The following is a 21,295-nucleotide window of genomic DNA, read 5'->3' on the forward strand; positions in this document are numbered from 1 at the left end:
TTAGTAGTGGCACTTAGAACATTCTGTACCACCTTGAGACGCCACCACAAATGCGCCTTTAGATTGCTTCTCATGCAACTTTACTAAGTTGTCATAATAGGCATTGCCTTCAGTATTAAGAGGGGTGTTTCTGTGGCAATCAATACACCAGCCCATGGTCAATGGAGAGTATTGCGCTACCACTTCCATAGTTTCAATCGGACCATGGCAGGTCTGGCACTCAACGCCACCAACTTTAGTATGCTGGGAGTGGTTAAAGTACGCCAGGTCAGGCAGGTTATGTACCCGCACCCACTCAATAGGCTTATTGTTTTCAATGGCACGATAGATCTTCTGAATTTCTGGCGATTCTTTCTTGATCTGGCTATGGCAGTTCATACAGATGTTCGCAGATGGAATATTGGCACTTGAGCTCTTATAAACAGAGGTGTGGCAATAGTTACAGTTGATCTGGTGGTCACCAGCGTGCAGTTTGTGAGAGAAAGCGATAGGTTGTCTTGGAGCGTATCCTTGGTGAATACCAATACCCATCACGCTGTCTATGGAGATATCAATCAATACCACCACGAAGATCAACCCTACAATGATTCTAACTGCTTTAGACTTATAGATGTTAGCGAAGTTAGTTCTACGCTCCAGCATCTCCTGCTCAGCACCAGTTAAATCGCCTTTGCTTTTCAGGTAGTTTTTCAAAACTGAGGCAATAATCAACAAGGTGATTACCAACACGATCAACACAACTACCAAGACAACCAGGAGAAGGTCTACTGTACCACCTACGTTACCAATTGCGTTAGTACCCACGTTCTCACCTGGGGTAGCACCCTCAGGTCCTTCAGAAGGAGCGGCAGCTGTAGCTGGATTCGCGCTTTCGCTTGCGATATAGGCAATAATAGAACTGATTTCCTCATCAGAGAAAGCAAAAGAAGGCATTTGCTGTTTTGAGTACTCATTGAATACCGCAACTGCATCCTTGTCTCCGCTTTGAATAAGAGCACTAGAGTTCTTAATCCATTTCAACAACCAGGCTTCTGACCTTCTTTTATGAACATCACGAAGACCAGGCCCAACCACAACATCTGTTCCTACAGAGTGACACTGCACACAGTTGTTTTTGAAGAGGGTCATCCCGTTGTCAATGACGCCAGCGTCAGCGCTTGCTTCTCCGACACCAGGAGCGGCCGCCGATGCGGGCTGCGGGGTTACCCCTGCTTTCCCTTCAACGCCCATTTGTTCAGGTGCCTGTGCAAAGGCGGATGAAAAAACAAAGAAGACAAAGAGAAAAGGGAGTAGGAAAATATATTTTGCTCTCTTTTTACAGCTAATCATAGCTCAATTGTAGTGTTAAAGAATAGTGAAAGTACATTACGGGCACAAATCTACTACCCGATGACCATTAATCAAACACAATATTTCTTATTTTTAGAGGGTAACCAACTCCTGTTTTTAGGGTAGTTTCTCCCATTAAACCCTCAAGAATAGCCTGTTTAGGCACTATTTAGAAGCTTTATAAATTATATACGCCTTGCTACAGCATCACTTCAGTACAGGGCTCACACTCCTATCAAAGGTATTCTTTCTCACTCACCTACAAGTAAGATTTTATTATTTTTATACAATTTCCTATTTCTTCGCACCCTTCTGAATTAATACTATTTTCCTAATAGTATATAAGCATGATAAGTAGATTCACACAAAGGCAATTAGCTTACCTTAAACAAAATAGCTCCTTAGCAGAAACAAACCCTTCCTGTATACAACTCACCTGCTTGATATATTCCTATAGATTCTCTTTACTTACTGCTGCAAATATTTCAAAAAGAGGTTATTCTGAATAAGCTCTAGTAACTAAACTGAACTTCTATCCTTAAAAGAGAATCATTAAAACAGTTGATTAACCTAATAGGGCTGCTCTATACTACTTTTTGTTTAACGAGCCTTTCCATGCTGCTTTTCCTTAAGTACCTGAAAAGTAAGGTGCTCCAGCACCCTTCCCAATCCTCATTTGCTGAACCTGTTTGTTTTGTTCAACTTCTCTCTTCTCACTAATGGGTTACTCCTTATATAGTAGATTTTTGGCACCAGATGCACTTTACAGGTTTTACACCTATTTAGAATTGAATTACCTCATTTCACGGCAGAAAAAGCTTTTCAACTGTACACTATATATTATAGAGTAGAAAAGCTCTAGTTTGTCTATCAAATCAAATGCCCTTCCTTTCCAGAGCATGGTTCATTCCATACAGGGGTTCTGGCTGCTTCTTCAGTTTATGCTTAGAACCTGCTAAAAAAACCGTATTTAAACCAAAGATTAATTTAGTAAAGCCTTAGTATAGAGACTTTATCTTTTCCATTACTTTGTTTCTGTTCTAAATTGACCTACCTTTGCCCCTTCGAACCAAAATCATTTTTTCAAATGACTTTAAAAAATTACGAAGTACTCTACATCATGACCCCGTTGTTGAACGAGGCTCAGATGACAGAGACGGTCGAGAAGTTCAGACAGGTGCTTAAGGAAAATGGCGCCGACATTATTCACGAGGAGAACTGGGGCCTAAAAAAACTGGCGTACCCAATCCAGAAGAAAAACACTGGTTTCTACCACCTCGTTGAATTCCAAGGTCCAGCTACTATTGTTGATCAATTAGAACTGGCTTTCCGTCGCGATGAGAAAATCATCCGCTTTTTGACCACTGCCCTGGATAAGCACGCTGTTGCTTACAACGAGCGCCGCAGAAACGGTGAATTCAAATCATCTAAAAAGGAGGCCCAAGCATCATGAGTTTAGTAAACGAAAAAATCCACAAGCAAGACACGCGTAAGAAATACTGCCGTTTCAAGAAAAACGGAATCCAGTACATTGATTACAAAGATGGTAACTTCTTATTGAAGTTCGTGAACGAGCAAGGCAAACTGTTGCCACGCCGTTTAACTGGAACCAGCTTGAAGTTCCAGCGTCGTGTATCTCAGGCTGTTGCCAGAGCACGCCACTTGGCTATTTTGCCTTACGTAACGGATTCTTTAAAATAAGGAGGTAAAACAAGATGGAAGTTATTCTGAAAGATGACGTTAAAGGCGTTGGCTATAAAAACGATATCGTAACTGTAAAGCCAGGTTTTGGCCGTAATTATTTGATCCCGCAAGGCTTAGCTGAAATGGCTACTCCTTCTGCCCGTAAAGTTGTGGCTGAGAACACTCGCCAGGCTGCGCACAAAGCAGAGAAGGTTCAAAAAGATGCGCAAGACTTAGCTAACCGTATTGGTGATACTTTGCTTGAGATCCCAGCCAAAGCAGGTGAGAGCGGCAAGATCTTCGGTGCTGTTACTACCTTACAAGTTTCTGAAGCTTTGAAGGCTCTAGGATATGAAGTAGACCGTAAGCGTATTGATTTTGACCAGGAGGTTAAATCTTTAGGCGAGTACACTGCTACAATCAACCTGCATAAAGAAGTGAAACACCAGGTTCGCTTCAACGTTGTAGCCGCTTAGTATTAGCAGCTCCTCAAATTTCAAACGTCCTGCCGCACTCCGGCAGGACGTTTTGTATTTAGGCTATTTTCAGAAAACTATCCTTAAACTGACGCACATAGCAGAAGCCGCTTATAGCCTACTTTGCCTAGACGGGGCAGAAAACAAAACCATTGGTTAAGGAGTATGCGGGTGTTGCTACCTACCTTATATCTATGGGACCTTACCCGGTAATCATCTTTGATTTTGACGGCACTCTGTGTGCCACTGAAGATGCTATTCTATACACCTTCAAGAAAGCGTTTGAGGAAAAGAACATCACCCCGCCTTCGCCTGAAAAGATAAAACAAGCCATTGGCACCGGCGCGAACTTGGCAGAACTCCTGCCCATCCTCCACCCTCCTCTGCAGGAAAAGCAGGACGAAGCTGAGCTACAGGAGTGGGTCAACCATTACCGGCACCTCTATGACACGGATGGAGGAAGACTTACCACCTTGTTTCCGGGCGCCGAAAACCTGATTGCCCACTTGAAAGAGCAGGGAATTACTTGTGTGGTCATCAGCAACAAAGGTCAACGGGCCATAGAAGATGCTTTAGACCGCTTTCAATTACGGCAGCATTTTGATTTGATTCTGGGCGATAATCCTGAGGTACCGTTCAAGAAGAAGCCTGACCCTATGGCGTATGAGAAGGTGATCAAGCCCAGGTACCCTCAATTTGCTTCTTCCCAAATCTTAATGGTGGGAGATACTGACGCAGATTTGTTGTTTGCGAACAATGCTGGGCTTACTTCCTGTTGGGCTGCTTACGGTTACGGGGCTAAAGAGTCCTGTAATGCCGCTAATCCAAAATTCACCATTCAATCTTTAGACGAGCTGTATCCTATTATAGCTCATGAAGCGTAAAAGAAGATTTTACTAATTTCACCCGCAACTACGTTTCTCCTGCTATGCAGTTCCGCACCGAACTAACAGTACCTACTGCCCCTTCCCGTTTTTCCCGCACCAAAGGTATTCTCACCATGGGCTCTTGCTTTGCTGAAGTAATGGGCAAAAAATTGCAGGATGTCAAAGCAAACACCCTGGTCAACCCTTTTGGCACTATCTTCAACCCGATTTCTATCCATAATCTTCTTCGGGCAGCCCTTACAGAGAACACAGAAAGCTTAGAAGCAGGTCTGGTGGAGTATAATGGCATCTGGCACCATTTTGATTTTCATTCGTCTTTCTCTCACACTCAGCCAGAAGTTTTGTTGCAGAGGCTAAAAGACCAACTACAACAGACCCACTCCTTCCTGATGCAGGCGCAAGTCCTTATGATCACTTGGGGGACGGCGTATGTTTATGAACATATAGAAAAGCACCTTTTAGTAGCGAATTGCCATAAAGTGCCCCAAAAAGCATTCACCAAGCGGCTTCTCTCGCTGGAAGAAATGGTGCAAGACACCAGATTAACCTTGGAGCTGTTGGAGCAGCATTGCCCTAGCCTGCAGGTGATTCTTACCGTAAGTCCCGTACGTCACCTGAAAGACACGCTTCCGCTGAACTCGGTGAGCAAAAGCCTGTTGCGGGTGGTGGCGCACCAAGCCATGGAACATCACTCTAAAATCACCTACTTCCCGGCCTATGAGCTGCTCCTGGATGATCTTCGTGATTACCGCTTTTATGCTGCAGATTTACTGCATCCTTCAGAAATGGCCGAAGAATACATCTGGGACAAATTCACGCAAGCCTACGCGGACCAGGCTTTCACGAACTTTATAAGCCGCTGGAAAGAAATTCAGCGTGAACTGGCCCACAGATCATTCCATCCCGATAGCCAAGGCCACCAGCAGTTCCTCAAAAAACTTTTGCTAAAGCTGCAGGAAATGTCTTTAGAAGCTGATGTTACAGCTGAAATTGACTTGGTTCAGCACCAGCTTCGTATAGACTAATTCTGTTTCAGGTGCCTTTTCTAAAAAGTGGCCTGAAACAACCCACCTCCTTACCCTAGCCCTATGGAAAAGAAGCCAAACAGCCTCCTTCAGGAAACCAGCCCCTACTTGTTGCAGCATGCCTATAACCCGGTTGATTGGTATCCGTGGGGACCGGAAGCCCTTCAGAAAGCCAAAGACGAGCAGAAACCTATTCTGGTGAGCATTGGGTATGCCGCTTGCCATTGGTGCCACGTCATGGAACATCAGTCTTTTGAGAAAGAGGAGATTGCCCAAGTCATGAACCAGAACTTTGTCTGCATCAAGGTAGACCGCGAAGAACGTCCCGATGTGGACCAGGTGTACATGGATGCCCTGCAAGCCATGGGGTTGCAAGGTGGTTGGCCACTCAATGTGTTTCTGAATCCAGACGCCAAGCCCTTCTATGGCGGCACTTATTTTCCGCCCCAGAACTGGATGCAACTCTTGCAAAGCATTACCGATGCCTATGCAAAAAGCCGTGCAGAACTGGACAAATCAGCTGACCAGTTCGCGGAACACCTGAACCAAAGCGAACTAGCCAAATACGGACTTCAGCACAGAAACCCAGATTTCAACCAAGCAGATTTCGAGCAGATGTTCCAGAATCTAAAAAAGCGTTTTGATGTGAAGCGAGGCGGTACGGGTGAGGCACCCAAATTCCCCATGCCCAGCATCTGGCGCTTTTTACTTCGCTACTACCACCACAGCCATGACCCAGTGGCTTTGGAGCAAGTGAACCTGACCCTGGAGGAGATGGCCTTTGGCGGTATTTATGACCAGGTAGGTGGCGGCTTCGCCCGATACTCTGTAGACGAGGTGTGGTTGGTCCCCCACTTTGAAAAGATGCTTTATGACAATGGGCAGCTTATCAGTCTCTACTCAGAAGCTTACCAGGTCACCCGCAATGAACTTTACAAACAAGTGATCTCAGAAACCATTGCCTTTGTAGAGCGCGAATTAACCAGCCCCGAAGGCGGATTCTACTCCTCGCTTGATGCAGATAGTGAAGGAGTAGAAGGCAAATTCTATGTCTTTACGCAAGCAGAGCTACAAGAAATACTAGGTGAAGGCGCTGAACTAGCTAGCAGCTACTACAACACCACCCATGAAGGTAACTGGGAGCATGGCGTCAACATCCTGCACCGGCGGCAAACCGATGAAGCGTTTGCGGCTGACCAGGGGCTTTCAGTAGAGGAACTGCAGGAGCACGTCCAGAACTGGAAAGACACCTTGCTCCAAGTCAGAAGTCAGCGGATACGTCCAGGACTAGATGACAAGATCCTAACCTCCTGGAATGCGTTGATGCTGAAAGGACTTACCGATGCCTACAAAGCCTTCGGAGAGCCTAGAATGCTGGAACTAGCTTGTACCAATGCTCATTTCCTCCTACAGAACTTGAAGCAGGAGAACCAATTGTTCCACAATTACAAAAAGGGGAAAGCCACTATAAACGGCTTTTTGGAAGACTACGCACTCTTGATCCAAGCGTTAATTGGCTTGTACCAGATCACTTTTGAAGAGCAATGGCTGAAAGAAGCCAGAAAACTTACCGACTACACCCTCTCCCACTTTTATGACGAACAGGAAGAACTCTTCTTTTTTACTGGAACAGCCGGTGAGCAGCTGATAGCCCGCAAAAAAGAGTTGTTTGACAATGTGGTTCCGGCCTCCAACTCCGTGATGGCCATGAACCTGCACTTTCTGGGGCTCTACTTTGACAAAGACCAGTACAGCAATCTCTCAGATAAAATGCTTTCAAAAGTGCGGGATTTAGTAGTACAGGAACCAATGCACTTGGCTAATTGGGCTAGCGTGTACCACCTGAAAATGAAACCTACCGCTGAGATTGCCATCATTGGACCGGAAACACACTCGTTTCGGAACCTGTTGCAGCAGCACTTTTTACCCAATGCCTTATTAGCAGGAAGCAAGGAAGAAAACGACTCTTCTTTACCCCTCTTGGATGACCGTTTCGCGCAGGAAGGTAAAACTACCCTCTACGTATGCTACAACCGGACATGTCAATTGCCCGTGCAATCTGTAGCAGAGGCACTGGAGCAGGTAGATACTATCTAAGTTGATTTCAAGCAAGGTTTCTGAAAGCAGGCTCAATACAGTCTTATTTAAGAAACCTTGCAAATGACTTATCTATCAAGCTTTTCTGGCCCAAAACACAAAATAATCTTTTGCACCAGGCGTTTAGAACTGGCTGAGCAGCAATGCTGTTGCTCCAGCAAAACCTAAACCCACTAACCTACGTGAAGAAGTTATTTTTTATAGGGGCAGTATGCCTGGCCTTTGCCGGTTCTGCCTCTGCCCAGAACGGAAAAAGTTATTGGAAACGCTTACAAAGAACGCACCCTGAAACTACCTTAGAAGCATTGGACAGAAACACTCCGGCTGTTTCGCAGGTCCCCTCTGGCCAGACAGATCTTCCGGCCTGCCGTCTTGCCTTGGTATACGAGGGCAAAAGCCGCAACATTTCCCTGGAGAACCTGAAGCGGATGAAACAAAAGGGCTTAAAGCCTTCCAGTATTCGGCAGTACCGCAAAGAAATACTTTTCACATCTGCTGACAAAGAAGTGTGGTTGCCGGTAAAATCTGCTTTGGTGGGCCAATTAGAGTTGGAAGTGCGCGAAGATGAGCCGGTTTTGGTATACGCCACTGTTTTACAGGACGATCAGGTGACCTTATTGGTAGAAGACTTCCAGACCAAGTAAGAAAGCTTTCCGTTTCCGGCCTGTTTTTCCGAACTTTGGCCTAAATCGGACGCCTTGACACCAGAATTAGAATTTCATATTCCTGCTGATGACGTCCCTGACCGGGTTACCCTGTTTGCGGACGTCATTTTACCTTTACCCTTACCCAAGCTTTACACGTACCGGGTACCCTACCAGATGAGCGATGAAGTGCTGGTAGGTGCGCGCGTGTTGGTACAGTTTGGCTCCAAGAAAGTATTGAGCTGCGTGGTGGCGCGCGTGCACGAAGAGCCGCCCAAAGAATACCAGGCCAAGTACCTGCTGGAGGTCATTGATGAAAAGCCCGTGGTTACCGGTCCGCAGCTCCGGCTTTTCCTCTGGATGGCCGAGTATTATCTCTGCACCCTGGGCGAGGTCATCAACGCCGCCCTTCCCTCTGCCCTGAAACTTAGCAGCGAATCCCAGATTCAGCTGCACCCTCAGTTCAATATTGAAACCAATGAATGGCCCCTTACCAGCCACGAGGAAAAAATTGTCTTTGCGCTGCGCCAGAAACAGCACCTCACCTTTACTGAGGTAGGCCAACTGCTGCAACTCACCAGCTTCCATAAAATCATTAAATCGCTCCTGCTCAAAGATATCATCATCATCTATGAGGAAATAGCCGAGAAGTATGCCCCTAAAGTGGTAAAGAAGGTACGTCTTGCTTCTTCCTTTACTACCGATGAGGAAACCCTGGAAGAGCTTTTCAACCAATTAGCACCAAAGCCAAAACAGTTGGACGTTTTGCTCAAGTATGTGCAACTCACGCCTATTCTGCAAAACCTCAGAATGAACGAGGAAGGACTAGAGAAAAATGTGCTTACCTCCAACCCGCACCTGTCCTTGTCGGCCATCAATTCGTTGTTGAAGAAAGGCGTAATGGAGCAATTTGATGTGGTGGTGAGCCGCTTCCCCATGGCCGAGGGCCGGGGCCCTTACCTGGCGTCTGATCTTTCCACAGCGCAAGCTGCGGCGCGTGACCAGGTTCTGGAAACCTTTGAAGAGAAAAGCACAGTACTTCTGCACGGCATCACAGGTAGTGGCAAAACCGAGATTTACATTGACCTGATCAACAAAGCCGTAGAGGCAGGCGGTCAGGTGCTGTACCTCCTCCCAGAGATTGCCCTTACCGCTCAGATTGTAACCCGCCTGAAACGTGTGTTCGGGGACCGCTTGGGTGTGTACCACTCAAAGTTTTCAGACAATGAACGCGTGGAAGTCTGGAACGGAATCTTGTCCGGCCGCTTCCAGGTGGTGGTGGGCGTACGTTCCTCGGTGTTTTTGCCGTTCCATTCGCTTTCGCTCATCATTGTGGATGAAGAGCACGAGCCTTCTTACAAACAGCATGAACCGGCACCGCGCTACAATGCCCGGGAAGTGGCCTTCATGATGGCGCAGTTCCAGGGAGCCAAGACGCTCCTGGGCTCAGCTACTCCTTCCATAGAGTCTTATTATCACTGCAAAACCGGCAAATGGGGCTTGGTGAACCTGCACGAACGGTATGGCGAGGCTACCTTGCCCGAGGTAGAACTAGTGGACACCCGGCAGGAAAGCCTCCGGAAGAACATGCTCAGCCATTTCTCCCAGCGGCTGGTGCATGACATTGAAGATACCCTCCACCGCCAGGAGCAAGTCATTTTGTTCCAGAACCGCCGTGGCTACGCTCCTTTCATTGATTGCAATGACTGCGCTTGGATTCCTAAGTGCCGCAATTGCGCCGTAAGTTTGTCTTACCACAAGTTCTCCAATGAACTGCGGTGTCATTACTGCGGCTACACCGAACGCAAACCCAATGACTGCCCTGCCTGTGGTTCCACCATGTTGAAAACGGTAGGTTTCGGGACCGAGAAGATTGAGGACGAACTGAAGCTGATTATGCCTGAGGCCCGCATCCAGCGCATGGATTTAGACACTACTAAGAAGAAGAACAGCCACCAGCAGATTATAGAGGATTTTGAGCAGCAACGCACCAATGTTCTGGTAGGTACCCAAATGGTGACTAAAGGCCTGGACTTCGAGCACGTGAGTTTAGTTGGTATCCTGAGCGCCGACAGCATCATCCACTTCCCGGATTTCAGAGCCCATGAACGTGCTTACCAGTTATTTGTGCAGGTAAGTGGCAGGGCCGGCCGAAAGGGGAACAAGGGGAAAGTGCTAATCCAGACGGCCAACCCTAACCAGCCTATCTTCCAGCGGGTCATCCAAAACGACTACATGGGACTGTATGAGCAGGAAATTGCCGAGCGCCAGAAGTTCCGTTATCCACCCTTCGTGCGGATGATACGCTTGACGGTAAAGCATCCGGAGGCGAGGCCATGTGAAGGTGCAGCTATCTTACTGGCGAAAGAGTTGGTAGACCGGTTAGGTAGGACTGGCGTGCTGGGGCCCGAAGCACCCCATATCTTTAAAATCAGAAACCAGTTTCTACAGGAAATTCACGTGAAACTAGACCGCGAAGGTGGAAACCTTCGTGAATCAAAAGCGCAGGTGCTTGAAGCAGTACAAGCATTACTTAAAAACAAAGATCTCAAGCAAGTACGGGTGGTCATTGACGTAGATCCTTCATAGCCATTTTCTTCTCTTCTATTTAGGGGCTGTTTACATCAAAACAGCCCCTAAACACTTTTTACCAGGCTTGGTCTCGCACAAAATTCCAGAAGAGCTGCTTCTACGTACACCTCAAGTTATTTGATTTTCCAGATCCTTATAGTGCTGAGCTAATCATATTGCCTTTCTAAGAGCAGATTCTCCCCTTGAGGGAAAATAAAGAGGGGTGTTTACACGTGAGAGCAAATATTCCAAAACTCATTCTAAAAGGCATCTTCTCATAAGGATAGCAAAGACGAATACTCTATGCGTAAACCGGCAGGTGTAAACACCCCTCTTCGCTCCCCTCAAGGGGAGATTCAGTATTGAACTGCCGCTTACAGTAGTTGAAGAGTACTTCACTGGCATTTTGAGACTTTTATTATAAATAAAGGCATAAAACAACTTTGCAGGCGGCAGTTGCAGTTGACTATATTCTTTAGAAATTAGGTAAGGCACCTCTCCTTCAGTCTTTACTTTTGGCTTCTACACAGCTTGTAAAAGCGTTGGTTTCCTGTTCAACTTAAGGAAATAACTGACAGGAAAGCAGCGATGATCTACCCATTAACAAGCTACTACTATTCCAGATTACCGCTTCAGCTGTTCTTCAACAAAAACAACGAAAAATCCATGTCTTCTTCATCCCTGAAATTTTCAGACTCAGTTTGGCTTTATTCGGCTTTATCCTGATTTTAAGCTGTTTAACAAATCATTAACATACAACCAAGCAACGTTTTACACAACTTTGTATCTATATAATCAAAAGGGCTACTCCAGAAATGGGTATAACCCTCTAAAAAGTTTAAAAAATTTAACCATAAAAAGACATTATGAAAACTCGTTTAACCACCGCAATCCTTTCAGTTTGTTTCTTGTTGAACCTCGCACCTGCCTTCGCCAGAAACACTCCTACCAACACCGCTCCACGTACTACCAAAGTGTTCAAGCAAATGCTGAAAACAAATAACCTTCGCATCTTGTCTTTGGAGTTGAAACCAGGTGAATTCTTAGATTTTCATGCATCGCCTGAGCAAGAGGCCTACGCTGCCTCTGACGGAATCATCAAGATAGTTACCGCTGACGGTACTGAAAAAACGGTTAATGTGAGAGAAGGTGATCGGTTATGGATGGATCTTACCCAATACAAAAACTGGAACACGGGTGAGAAAACCTTGAACATAATGGTGCTGGAGCAGCCTAGAGGAGGTGTGGAAAAAAAATCTAACATTTCTTTCTACACTCTTAAACCTTAAGGTTTTACCTCCGTTAAATACCTTACATTCACACTCTATTTCAGCTTAAAAGTAGTCTTACTCTATCCGCTTGCGCTCTGGTAATAGACTACTTTTAAGCACTTTTTTTTGAGTTCACCTATGCAAGCCACCTCATCAGGAGTGGCTTTTTTTGTTACCCCAAAGCCCATTTCAGAAATACAGCTGTTGGTTTCAGGAGGGATAAATCCGGTTCACTCCGTCTTTTGCGGGTTTCAGTTGCAAAAAGGCTTGCTTCCTCTTTTTTAGGTTTGCGATGGGCGTAAGTCGCTGCATATTTGTATCATTAATCGGCACGGAAGAGGTTGAGCCACCTGCTAAAAGGAAGATTCCCCACCGTATGATTGATCACTGCTGAATGCAGCTCTTTAGAAGAATTTAGGTTTTGTTTGTTAGTTTGGTGTAAGGGGCCCGGTTTTTCCGGGCTTTTTCATTTTAGAACATCTACTAAAGCGCATCCACTATTCAACTACTTCTCTTATATGGTGCGGCGGCTCAGAATAAAGCTTGCCTCAGAGAACGGAGGGCTTTAGAAAAGGAGCTTCCAAAGCATAGATTCGTCTTACCAGAGGTTCTGCGGACAAATAGCCATTTTACGGTTGAGCAACCGAACGCCTACTACAAGCTCATGGCTTCCGGAACTGACGCTACTAACTGCCTTGGTCCCGAAATCATAGGAATAACTCACGTCAAAGGTATGACTCAAAGAGACGCCAGCTAGTCCGGCGAAACTCTCTCCCTGTCTGTAGGAAGCGCCTATCCATACTCTGTTGGCATACACAGCGCGTGCGTTTACATCCAGGGCAATGGGAACAGGTGCTATATGCTTAAGCAAAACGGAGGGAATAAGGGCCAGCTCGTCAGAGACATTCAGCTTGTATGCGGCTGTGAGAAAAAGATGAGGCCTAAACGAAGCGTCTTCCTGCGTAGCCATATCTTGCCCTAAGACCTGAGAAGCGGCGGCCCCCACGTAGAACTCTTTGGAATAGAGCCATACCCCAACGGAGAAGTCAGGCCTCATAGAAGAACGGCCTACCGCTACTACATCTGTATTATCATGAAACGTCACGTCATCTGCCCGAAAAGACTGTCTAACCAGACCCGCTGAGGCACCCATTGACATTTTCATGGATTTGCTAAGCCATAAGTGGTAGGCGTAAGAGGCATTTACTTTTGCCTGCACAAAGGGCCCGATACGGTCATAGATAATGGACCCGCCCACACCATGATGGGGCCTTAATCTCCGGTACTTTCCATAAGTGTCCAGCCCAGCAGAAAAGTCTCCCTGCGGTTGGGTGGAACCACCTTTTGAAGAGGAACCATTTCCTACCCCAAGGCTGGTATGGCCCGTCAGGTAAATAGTTTTGGGTGCCCCATCAATGCCTACCCACTGGCTACGGCTGCTGAGTTTAAGATCAAGGTAATCCTCTATGCCGGTAATACCTGGGTTCAGCACGTAGTTGTTCAGCATGTACTGCGTGTATTGTGCCCTTAGCTGACCATACAGCAACGTGGAGGTGCTTACGAGGGAACAGCACAGCAGCAGGGTTCCAAATAGTATCTGTACCTGCCTCATCTTACTATGCTTACAGAACCGGTCAATGTTTGGCCCTGCTCCAGATGGATGTGATAAAAATATGTACCTACCGGCAAGGGCTTTCCTTTCAAGGTTCCGTTCCAGTTGTTCTGGTACCCCTTCGTCTCATACACACTTCCGCCCCACCGGTCAAAGACGCGCAGCGTGGCACCAGGATAGTTGAGCATGTTCGTGATTTCCCAGGTTTCGTTTGTGCCGTCGCCGTTAGGAGAAAAAGCAGTAGGTATGATTAGGTTATCAGAGACAGTGACGGTGACTGAGGCCTGGTTTTGGCAGCCTTGGGCATCAGTTACTTTAACGGTGTAGGTGGTGGTCTCCAGGGGCCGAGCCGTTGGAGTGGGGCTAGAAGCATCGCTCAAGCCGGTGGGAGGACTCCACAAATAAGAAACTCCGCCGCTGGCCCGTAAAACGATGCTTTTATCCAGACCAATCGTGACATTTGGCCCCACTTTCACCACAGGCAAGGGCTTAATGATCGCTTTTACTGGTACTCTGGAGCTTTCACATCCGTTCTCCAGCAGCGACACATAGTAGGTCGTGCTCACCTTCAAATCTGGCGTCTTGTAAACTCCTGACGTATTTTCAGCAATTGGTTTGGTAGAGGTTGGCGCGTCATACCATCTGTATTTATCGGCTGCTTTGTGAAAGGCCTCTATTGTCACGCTCCCGGGGCCACATCTGGACACACTTGAAGTTAAAGGAGTGATTTGGAGCTCTTTTTTAGAAACCACCACCTTATTCGTGAGAACCTTGGCACCGCAGGTGTTGGTGAGTTCGGCCCAATACGTTCCCGTTTCTTTGGCCTCCAACGTGTTTGAGCTCACAACCCCACCAATTCTCTGGTCATCTTTCCACCATTGGTATAAGTTGTTTTCTCCCTTGGTGGCAATTAGCTCTACTCCTTCCCCAGCACATATGGAAAGCTCGCCATTAGCCTCAAGTTCAGGCTGTGGCATTGGGGGGCACGACACCTGAATCTGCACCCAGGCAGTGGCACACTTGGTGTAGCAAAGGTCAGAGGAACTCTCGCAGACTTCATACTGAAGGGAATCAACTCCCGTGAAATTACGGTTGGCGGTGTAAACGACCTGGTTGTTTAAAAGTGAAGCTGACCCGTTTTTAGGTTGGGTTATGATTTGCGAGACGCTGATAGGTTCACGTTTGGTATGAAAATCATTTCCAGCCACATTGATAGTTGATGGCAAAAGCGGCACGGCTGTGGCCTGGTCTTTCACTGCTACCGGTTTGCTCCCGGCGTCAATGATGCAAATAGTCTGCTCGTTCTTTTTGTCACCGGTAGAACCCGTAAACCCGTAATACACTTCCTTGCTTCCCTTGAATACATTCCTGATTAGGTCATCTTGGTGGCTGAACCTCAGTTGTTCGTCAAAGTAAAGTTGTAGTTTCTGCGTAGCAGGGTTCCAGGTGATGGTATAGGTGTGGCAGGTATTATTTTCCACGTCTTCATTATTTGGATCAATGAGGACTGGTGGAAACTTGGGCCTGTTTGTCTGGCCATTGTATACCACGGTAGTATGGTCAGCCGGAATGTCTCCATTCTCCGGCCCATTATCATAGGTATCAAACTCGATGGCAACTGAGGGCACAATAGCTTTGTCTGGCGTGTAATGTAACTCATCATAGCCGAACCCCAACCCCGCCGCCGAGTTTCCCCGGGCATCAAAACCGGTAGGGTCATTATGGAACACAAAACCAATCCCGTCTGCTCCTTGCTGGTCTCTGGTACCCAGAAAAGCAATGAAAGAAAGCTCAAAAGGTTTTGAGAGATCTATTTTGTCTTTCCAGAAAATTGTGCCAAACCGGTATTCTTCGTCAGGGGTGATTTTGTAACACGTACTTGAAATCTGCACAGCATCCCCTTTGGTGACAAACTGTGCAGAGCTTGGTATAGCGGTAAACAGAAACAACAATAAGATGCAACTACAGCATACAATCCTCTCTTGCAGCGTTTTTGAAAACCAGGTGCTGGAAAATAATTTAAGAGTATTGAGTCCTTTCATACGCCTGTAGAGCAATAAACTGTCTTACCTTGGAGGAACCTGAAGAGAGTGCCACTGCTAACTTCCACCAACTTCACTTAATTAAAATAATACAATTTTTTTATTAAAAAACCTTTATAGTTTTATTTTATATAACGATTTAATTAAAAAATAGATTTATAAAATATATAATATTAAAAGATATAGATATATGTAATTGAAAATCAACCCTAATAAATTCAGGTAAAGAGTTGTGGGAGGGAAAGAATAGCCAGCTTAACAGGAAACCAAGTGCGAGGAAGCCCTCTTTTTAGCTGTTTAGCCTCACTACAAAGGGGTAATGCAAAAAAGACCAGTAGAAGATAAAACATAAAAGTTTTCAGCTTCTACTGGTCTTTTTTGCTCGTTTAGAAGGAAACACCTGCAGTTATTTCTCCTAAAGAAGACAATTTTTACTTACTCCTGAGAAAAAAAAGGAATTTCTGAGTTCCGGTTTCAGGCACCTTATAAGCCTGTTGACTCCGTCGTATTCCAGTTCACTCCGGGTTTTTCTTGGTTCAGACAGGAAAAAGACTGCTTCCTCTTATTTGGGTTGCCGGCCGGTCAAAGACGCTGCATATTTGTATCACTAAACGAGACCACAGTTCCTGATTCCCTCTCAGCTAGCTGCACTTCCCTCGGTCTTGTTTAGTGATTTAGGTTTGTTTAAAAGTTTTGTTTGTTAGTTTGGTGTAAGGGGCCCGGTTTTTCCGGGCTTTTTCATTTTAGCTACTTTCCAAACCTTCATTTTCCGTTTCCCCTCCCCTTTCAGAAAAGAGTACCCAAAACAGGTTTTGCCATTCTCCGTACGCACACATATGCAATGGATCAAACTCTTTGACAGCGAAGACGAAGCTAAAAAACAGATACCGGTAACCCGGTCCATAGCTGTTGTGGCAGCCGGACAGGAAATCTGCATAGCGCACACACCTTCCGGGCTATTTGCCGTGGAGAACCTATGCCCGCATTTAGGGGATGCGCTTAGCCGGGGAACCACTAATTACCTTAATGAGATCATCTGCCCCTGGCACAGCTATCGTTTCCATTTGATTTCTGGAGAAGAATGCAAAGGCCGCACCCGCCCCTTGAAGCGATTTACTTTAGAGACACGGGAAGGCGGGGTGTACGTGGAAGTGCCAGAGGAAACTGTAGAAAGCCAAACCAGTGCTTCTTGATGTCTGTTGATCGGCTACCATATTAAAAAAAGTGCTGGGTATTGGAGCTGTTTTACAGAAAACGGCTCCAATACCCAGCACTTTAGGTTAGAATAAACTAGTTAGAAACCGGAACCAGCCGGTAAATAATACCGGGGTTTTCTACGGCAATGTAGACGTAGCCATCTGGGCTAAGCCGTACGTCACGCACTCGGCCAATATCTTGTAGCAATCGTTCTTCCCTTACTACTTTGTTTCCGTCCAGTTCCAGGCGGCTCAGGAACTTGAAGCTGAGTGAGCCCACCAGCAGACTACCTTTCCAGCCGCTGTATCGGTCACCCGTCACGAAAGCCATACCCGATGGTGCAATAGACGGTACCCAGATTTTGATAGGATCTGTTATGCCATCTTTCTGATTCAGGTCAGAGATTTTTGACCCGTTATAATCTATGCCGTGCGTGACATCTGCCCAGCCGTAGTTAGCGCCTTTCTTGACAATATTCACTTCATCGCCGCCTTTGGGGCCATGTTCGTGCAGCCAGATGTCACCGGTAGTAGGGTTCAATGCCATTCCCTGCGCATTGCGGTTCCCGAAGGTATAGATGGAAGGCATAGCATCCTGCCTGTTCACGAATGGATTGTCCGCGGGAATAGAGCCATCTTCTTTGATGCGGTGCGTTTTACCGGCGTGCACACTTAAGTTCTGCGGGTTTACTTTGGTGCCTCCTCTATCGCCCATGGAGAAGTAGAGGTAGCCGTCGCGACCAAACTCAATGCGGCTTCCGTAGTGGTGACGGGTTCTGGCGTACGGCTGGGCCTCAAAAATCTGCTTCTGGTTTGTCAGGCTGTTTCCTTCCAGCTTCGCCCGCATAATGGCGGTGGTGGAAAGCGTTTGGCCACCATCCCTCTTCACAGCCGAATAGGAAAGAAAAATGATGTTGTTCTTGCTAAAGTCCGGGTGCAATTTCACGTCTAGTAAACCACCTTGCCCTTGGGCCAAGACTTCAGGAACCCCTTCAATTTTCTGCAACTGCTTGGCTTTGGTGAAGCGGTACAGGGTACCAGAGCGCTCCGTTACCAGCATGTCCCCGTTGGGGAGGAATGCCATTGCCCAAGGCACATTTATTCCCGTGAGGACAGTATCTAGTTGGAAGTTGAGTTTCTCTGATTTGAGGACGGCTGCGTTAGACTTGGTTTCTGTTTTTCCTTTTTGTGCCACAATCCCTTCCCTGATGTATGAAACCAAGTGACGTATTTCCTGGTCGGTGAAAGTGGTGTCATAAGAAGGCATTCCCTGATCTGGGTACCCGTGCTTAATCCCCTTGAACAGCGCCTCCGGCGAATCTCCATGCTGCCATTTGCGGTTTACAAACGTCTCCAGAGAACGGCCGTGGCAGCCTCCGCAGAAGTTAGTGTAATTGGCGCGGGCTTTGGTTAGATCATCTCCGGCCAATTGCTGCTCTGCTGCCATACCCCCTCCTGTTTGAGTAGCAGTAGATGAAGTTCTCTTGGTGCAATTGGTAAAACTGATAAGCCCTACCAGAAAGGCAGAGGCAAAGGTTACGAATGAACGCATATGGTTTTTTGTTATCTCTTAAAGATGCATACTCATTAAAACTAAAATTGATTTCGTCAAGAAGCAAGAAGCCGTTCGTTTTCACCTCCTTTTCCCTAAAAAGAGCCAGAAAACAAGAACGCCCGCTTGTAGCAGGCGTTCTGTAATGAGGAAGGCAGTGAGGCTTATTGTCCTACCAGGAAAACAGCGTTCCCGAACATCAGTTTACCGCCCTGCCAGAAAGCTCTGAACAACGGGTTGTCTACCAGATACACCACCTGCCCACGACCTAAGTCCTGCACCCCCAAAACCAAACCATTCTGTAAGTTACTTTCGGCTTTGGAGCCTACAAATCCGGTAGCAGGGGCTTCTTCTTTCACCACACCCACGTTCCAAGCGTCTTTCATGAACTGGGGCAACGTACTGGTTCTGATCAAAGCCGGATAGGTGGTCCCGTACCCGAAAGCAAGTGGATGGGTGTTGTCTAAGTTAATCCGGAATACGCTGCCCTGCACTTCTTCAGAAATAGATTCACGCTCGCGATTGGCATATTTCTTAAGGTCTTCTGCCGAAGGAGCCTTTTTCGCATTGGTGGTATCAGGAGCTTTCTTTTTCACCGCGAAATCTGGTTTATCGGCTAAAAAGGTCACGGCACTTTCCATGGCAATGAGTTTACCACCGGCCCGTACCCAATCTTTCACTTTGTTCAAGGTTTTTTCTTCCAGTATGCGCGTGTAAGAACCAGTAGGCAGAATAAGCACATCAAACTCATGCAACGGCACATTGGCGAAATAATCTCCCCCTAACACGGTGACAGGATACCCGATCTGCTGCTCAAAGTAATGCCAGATCTCCCCGAATCCGTAAGGAGAAACCCCTTCGCCCGTCAACAAGGCAACTCTTGGGGCCTTTACATACCGTACACTGCGTGACCCAAAGTCGGAGCCGTTGGTGACAAAACCTGTGGTAGATGACGTCAATTTGATTCCTAATGAATCGGCTGCCCGGGTCACAAGCTGGTCGAATTTAGCGCCTAAGCTTTCGTTTCCGGTGCGGGTAATGATGAGGGTTCCAGGAGCATATTTTACTTTATTCTGCTCAAAAGGCACTTCTGAATACCGTACGCGCACTTTGGATTTAAGCAAAGATGCCAGCAATTTCAGGTCTTGTACTCCGTTCCAGGGAGCAATGTAGGCGTAGGCCGCAGGCACCGTCGTGTTGGTGATTGCGGCGGCTGGTTTGGAGTCGTTCATGGAAATACGGCCAGTAAACGCAGCGCCTTTTAGCCCATATGCATACGGCAACGACCAGGCAGTGATGTCATAGGTCACAGAGTCTTCTAACCGGGCAGAGGGTTCAAACAACACGTTCAACAAGGTAGATTTAGGCTGGTAGGCGCTAATTACCAGATCGCCTGCCTCATACTTTATTGACTCGGTTTTGCCGTTCTGGTAGTTAAAGCCTTTGCTGCTTCCGGCTCCTTTGGCGTACCCGTAACGGATTTGCTGGCGATCCAGATAGTCGGTCAATTCTTTGATGCGGCCTTCTTCGCCTTTCATTTTGAACACGTAGCTGCGGTACTGCCCGAAGGGTTTCGTTTGCGCATCGGAGTAGAACTTCCTGAACTCTTTTACTACCTGGTCTACTTTGTCTGAGATGGCTTCTACCGTAGCCAAACTGGCGGCATGGTGGTGGGCAATACGCTGACTTAAAGTAAGGCTGTCCCCATCGGCTTTCTGGATGACTACCCCGGCCCGGCCCGAGCCGCCTTGCTCATACGTCATGGCAATAGCACCCTGGTAGGTTGGCCAGGTATCACCGTAACTTGGGTAGAAAAGGTCAAAGCTTTCACGGGTGAAATAGAGCCAGTTGTTTTTATCAAAGTACTTGCGGTTGTAATCCCCAATAATGCCTTGGAACTCACGCTGCCAAGGCGTAATTGCGTCATGATAAGGCTTCGCCGAGGGTGCAAAGTAATACGGGTTGTCTACCGCTTGCTCATGGAAATCGGCGTGCAGTTGCGGCATCCATTGGCTATAAACCGCAGCCCGCTGCTTTGATTCAATCTGCGTTTGCCAAGCCCAATCACGGTTCAGGTCAAAGTAATAGTGGTTAGGACGTCCGCCCGGCCAGGGTTCATGGTGTTCCCAAGCCCAGGGAGAAGCGTTAGGTACCTGGTTCCGGGCCCGGTTATACCATTGGGTGTAGCGCTCACGCCCGTCGGGGTTTACGCAAGGATCAATCATAACCACAGTGTTCTCCAGCCACTGCTGGGTTTGGGCATTGCTGGGGTTTACTAAGTCATACAACACCTGCATCACAGCCTCAGAAGAAACAGACTCATTGCCGTGAATGTTGTAGCTTAACCACACAATGGCCGGCTGCTTTCCGCCGGTAGGCTGACCGCTTACCAGGCCCGTGTTTTTCAGGTTATTCGTTCTGATTTCCTCCAGGCGCTGCATGTTGGCCGGTGAGGAAATGGTGGCCAGCAGCAAGGGACGGTTTTCATAGGTATGCCCGTAGGTCTGCACCTGCATTTTGTTCTGGTTCTGGCTAGCCAGGTAGCGCACATAATCTACAATGCGGCCATGGTACGTAAACTGCTCTCCCAGGCGGTAGCCCAGGAACTGCTCAGGTGTTTGCAGCGCCGTTTGTGCGTAGGCCGCCGAAACACCGTAGAGGAACATCCCTAAACACAGGGCATGTTTCAAGAATGATTTCAACATATAAGTATTGCTTGAGTAGGCTTTCCCCGGAGGTAAAAGCAATTTTCAAATTTCATTAAAATAGCCGAAAGTATAAGGCTTTCCAGATATGTTTTAAAGGTGCTTTCTGCAAAACAGGCTTGAAAACCAATCTTTTTGCAGCCTTATAGTAGGCCATACACTTCCCAAACCTAAGAGGCTCCTGCTTGGCCACTACAGCCAGTGA

Annotated in this window: 15 protein-coding genes; 10 read left to right on the forward strand and 5 right to left on the reverse strand. The window is 47.1% G+C overall.

The features are described 5' to 3' along the window. Window positions 1–1,230 (reverse strand): c-type cytochrome, encoded by a 1,230-nt coding sequence (locus DC20_RS01885; protein ID WP_062542272.1) that lies wholly within the window; start codon window positions 1,228–1,230, stop codon window positions 1–3. Window positions 1,231–2,416: 1,186 nt separating this feature from the next. Here DC20_RS01885 and rpsF point away from each other — a divergent pair. The 9 genes from rpsF (at window position 2,417) to DC20_RS01930 (ending at window position 12,001) form a co-directional block, all read left to right on the forward strand. After that, window positions 2,417–2,782 (forward strand): 30S ribosomal protein S6, encoded by a 366-nt coding sequence (gene rpsF, locus DC20_RS01890; RefSeq protein WP_062542273.1) that lies wholly within the window; start codon window positions 2,417–2,419, stop codon window positions 2,780–2,782. Next, on the forward strand, window positions 2,779–3,030 hold the full coding sequence (gene rpsR, locus DC20_RS01895) for a 30S ribosomal protein S18 (RefSeq protein ID WP_048921044.1): 252 nt from the start codon (window positions 2,779–2,781) through the stop codon (window positions 3,028–3,030). The genes rpsF and rpsR overlap by 4 nt, the downstream gene beginning before the upstream one ends. Before the next feature lie 14 nt (window positions 3,031–3,044). Beyond that, entirely contained in the window at window positions 3,045–3,488 is a 444-nt protein-coding gene (gene rplI / locus DC20_RS01900; RefSeq protein WP_062542274.1) for a 50S ribosomal protein L9, read from the forward strand. Window positions 3,489–3,682: 194 nt separating this feature from the next. After that, a complete protein-coding gene (locus DC20_RS01905; RefSeq protein ID WP_071885538.1) occupies window positions 3,683–4,372 on the forward strand; it encodes an HAD family hydrolase in 690 nt (229 codons plus the stop codon). Between the two features lie 44 nt (window positions 4,373–4,416). Beyond that, window positions 4,417–5,400 (forward strand): GSCFA domain-containing protein, encoded by a 984-nt coding sequence (locus DC20_RS01910; protein WP_062542276.1) that lies wholly within the window; start codon window positions 4,417–4,419, stop codon window positions 5,398–5,400. A 63-nt stretch (window positions 5,401–5,463) separates the two neighbouring features. Beyond that, window positions 5,464–7,497, forward strand: coding sequence for a thioredoxin domain-containing protein (locus DC20_RS01915; RefSeq protein WP_062542277.1), 2,034 nt, complete (start codon window positions 5,464–5,466; stop codon window positions 7,495–7,497). 182 nt (window positions 7,498–7,679) lie between these two features. Then, the gene (locus DC20_RS01920; protein WP_157593011.1) at window positions 7,680–8,141 is read left to right on the forward strand and encodes a hypothetical protein; all 462 of its coding nucleotides are present in this window, start codon (window positions 7,680–7,682) and stop codon (window positions 8,139–8,141) included. Between the two features lie 54 nt (window positions 8,142–8,195). Beyond that, window positions 8,196–10,730: a replication restart helicase PriA gene (priA, locus tag DC20_RS01925; RefSeq protein WP_062542279.1), complete on the forward strand. Its 2,535-nt coding sequence runs from the start codon at window positions 8,196–8,198 to the stop codon at window positions 10,728–10,730. Window positions 10,731–11,578: 848 nt separating this feature from the next. After that, window positions 11,579–12,001: a hypothetical protein gene (locus tag DC20_RS01930; RefSeq protein WP_062542280.1), complete on the forward strand. Its 423-nt coding sequence runs from the start codon at window positions 11,579–11,581 to the stop codon at window positions 11,999–12,001. Between the two features lie 580 nt (window positions 12,002–12,581). On the opposite strand, the gene DC20_RS01935 is transcribed toward DC20_RS01930, so the two are convergent. Together DC20_RS01935 and DC20_RS01940 are read right to left on the reverse strand one after the other, a co-directional pair. Further along, window positions 12,582–13,595 carry a PorP/SprF family type IX secretion system membrane protein gene (locus tag DC20_RS01935; RefSeq protein WP_062542281.1) on the reverse strand — a complete coding sequence of 338 codons (1,014 nt, stop codon included), beginning with the start codon at window positions 13,593–13,595 and terminating at the stop codon, window positions 12,582–12,584. Continuing rightward, entirely contained in the window at window positions 13,592–15,487 is a 1,896-nt protein-coding gene (locus DC20_RS01940; RefSeq protein WP_245652290.1) for a lectin-like domain-containing protein, read from the reverse strand. Before DC20_RS01940 ends, DC20_RS01935 begins: the two co-directional genes overlap by 4 nt. 986 nt (window positions 15,488–16,473) lie before the next feature. Between DC20_RS01940 and DC20_RS01945 the strand changes: the two genes are divergently transcribed. Then, window positions 16,474–16,830, forward strand: a complete 357-nt coding sequence (locus DC20_RS01945; RefSeq protein ID WP_062542283.1) for a Rieske (2Fe-2S) protein — start codon at window positions 16,474–16,476, stop codon at window positions 16,828–16,830. Window positions 16,831–16,927: 97 nt separating this feature from the next. Here DC20_RS01945 and DC20_RS01950 read toward each other — a convergent pair whose 3' ends face one another. Together DC20_RS01950 and DC20_RS01955 are read right to left on the reverse strand one after the other, a co-directional pair. Beyond that, a complete protein-coding gene (locus DC20_RS01950) occupies window positions 16,928–18,385 on the reverse strand; it encodes a PQQ-dependent sugar dehydrogenase (protein WP_062542284.1) in 1,458 nt (485 codons plus the stop codon). Between the two features lie 164 nt (window positions 18,386–18,549). After that, on the reverse strand, window positions 18,550–21,090 hold the full coding sequence (locus DC20_RS01955; RefSeq protein WP_083470212.1) for a M14 family metallopeptidase: 2,541 nt from the start codon (window positions 21,088–21,090) through the stop codon (window positions 18,550–18,552). Window positions 21,091–21,295: the final 205 nt, after the last annotated feature.

It is taken from the genome of Rufibacter tibetensis (genome assembly GCF_001310085.1).
Lineage (GTDB): Bacteria > Bacteroidota > Bacteroidia > Cytophagales > Hymenobacteraceae > Nibribacter > Nibribacter tibetensis.

What these genes read in the sequence shown, in the direction of transcription:
- DC20_RS01885 (WP_062542272.1), bottom strand. Translation starts at nt 1,230, where the DNA reads ATGGGCGTTGAAGGGAAAGCAGGGGTAACCCCGCAGCCCGCATCGGCG.
- rpsF (WP_062542273.1), top strand. Translation starts at nt 2,417, where the DNA reads ATGACTTTAAAAAATTACGAAGTACTCTACATCATGACCCCGTTGTTG.
- rpsR (WP_048921044.1), top strand. Translation starts at nt 2,779, where the DNA reads ATGAGTTTAGTAAACGAAAAAATCCACAAGCAAGACACGCGTAAGAAA.
- rplI (WP_062542274.1), top strand. Translation starts at nt 3,045, where the DNA reads ATGGAAGTTATTCTGAAAGATGACGTTAAAGGCGTTGGCTATAAAAAC.
- DC20_RS01905 (WP_071885538.1), top strand. Translation starts at nt 3,683, where the DNA reads ATGGGACCTTACCCGGTAATCATCTTTGATTTTGACGGCACTCTGTGT.
- DC20_RS01910 (WP_062542276.1), top strand. Translation starts at nt 4,417, where the DNA reads ATGCAGTTCCGCACCGAACTAACAGTACCTACTGCCCCTTCCCGTTTT.
- DC20_RS01915 (WP_062542277.1), top strand. Translation starts at nt 5,464, where the DNA reads ATGGAAAAGAAGCCAAACAGCCTCCTTCAGGAAACCAGCCCCTACTTG.
- DC20_RS01930 (WP_062542280.1), top strand. Translation starts at nt 11,579, where the DNA reads ATGAAAACTCGTTTAACCACCGCAATCCTTTCAGTTTGTTTCTTGTTG.
- DC20_RS01935 (WP_062542281.1), bottom strand. Translation starts at nt 13,595, where the DNA reads ATGAGGCAGGTACAGATACTATTTGGAACCCTGCTGCTGTGCTGTTCC.
- DC20_RS01945 (WP_062542283.1), top strand. Translation starts at nt 16,474, where the DNA reads ATGCAATGGATCAAACTCTTTGACAGCGAAGACGAAGCTAAAAAACAG.
- DC20_RS01950 (WP_062542284.1), bottom strand. Translation starts at nt 18,385, where the DNA reads ATGCGTTCATTCGTAACCTTTGCCTCTGCCTTTCTGGTAGGGCTTATC.
- DC20_RS01955 (WP_083470212.1), bottom strand. Translation starts at nt 21,090, where the DNA reads ATGTTGAAATCATTCTTGAAACATGCCCTGTGTTTAGGGATGTTCCTC.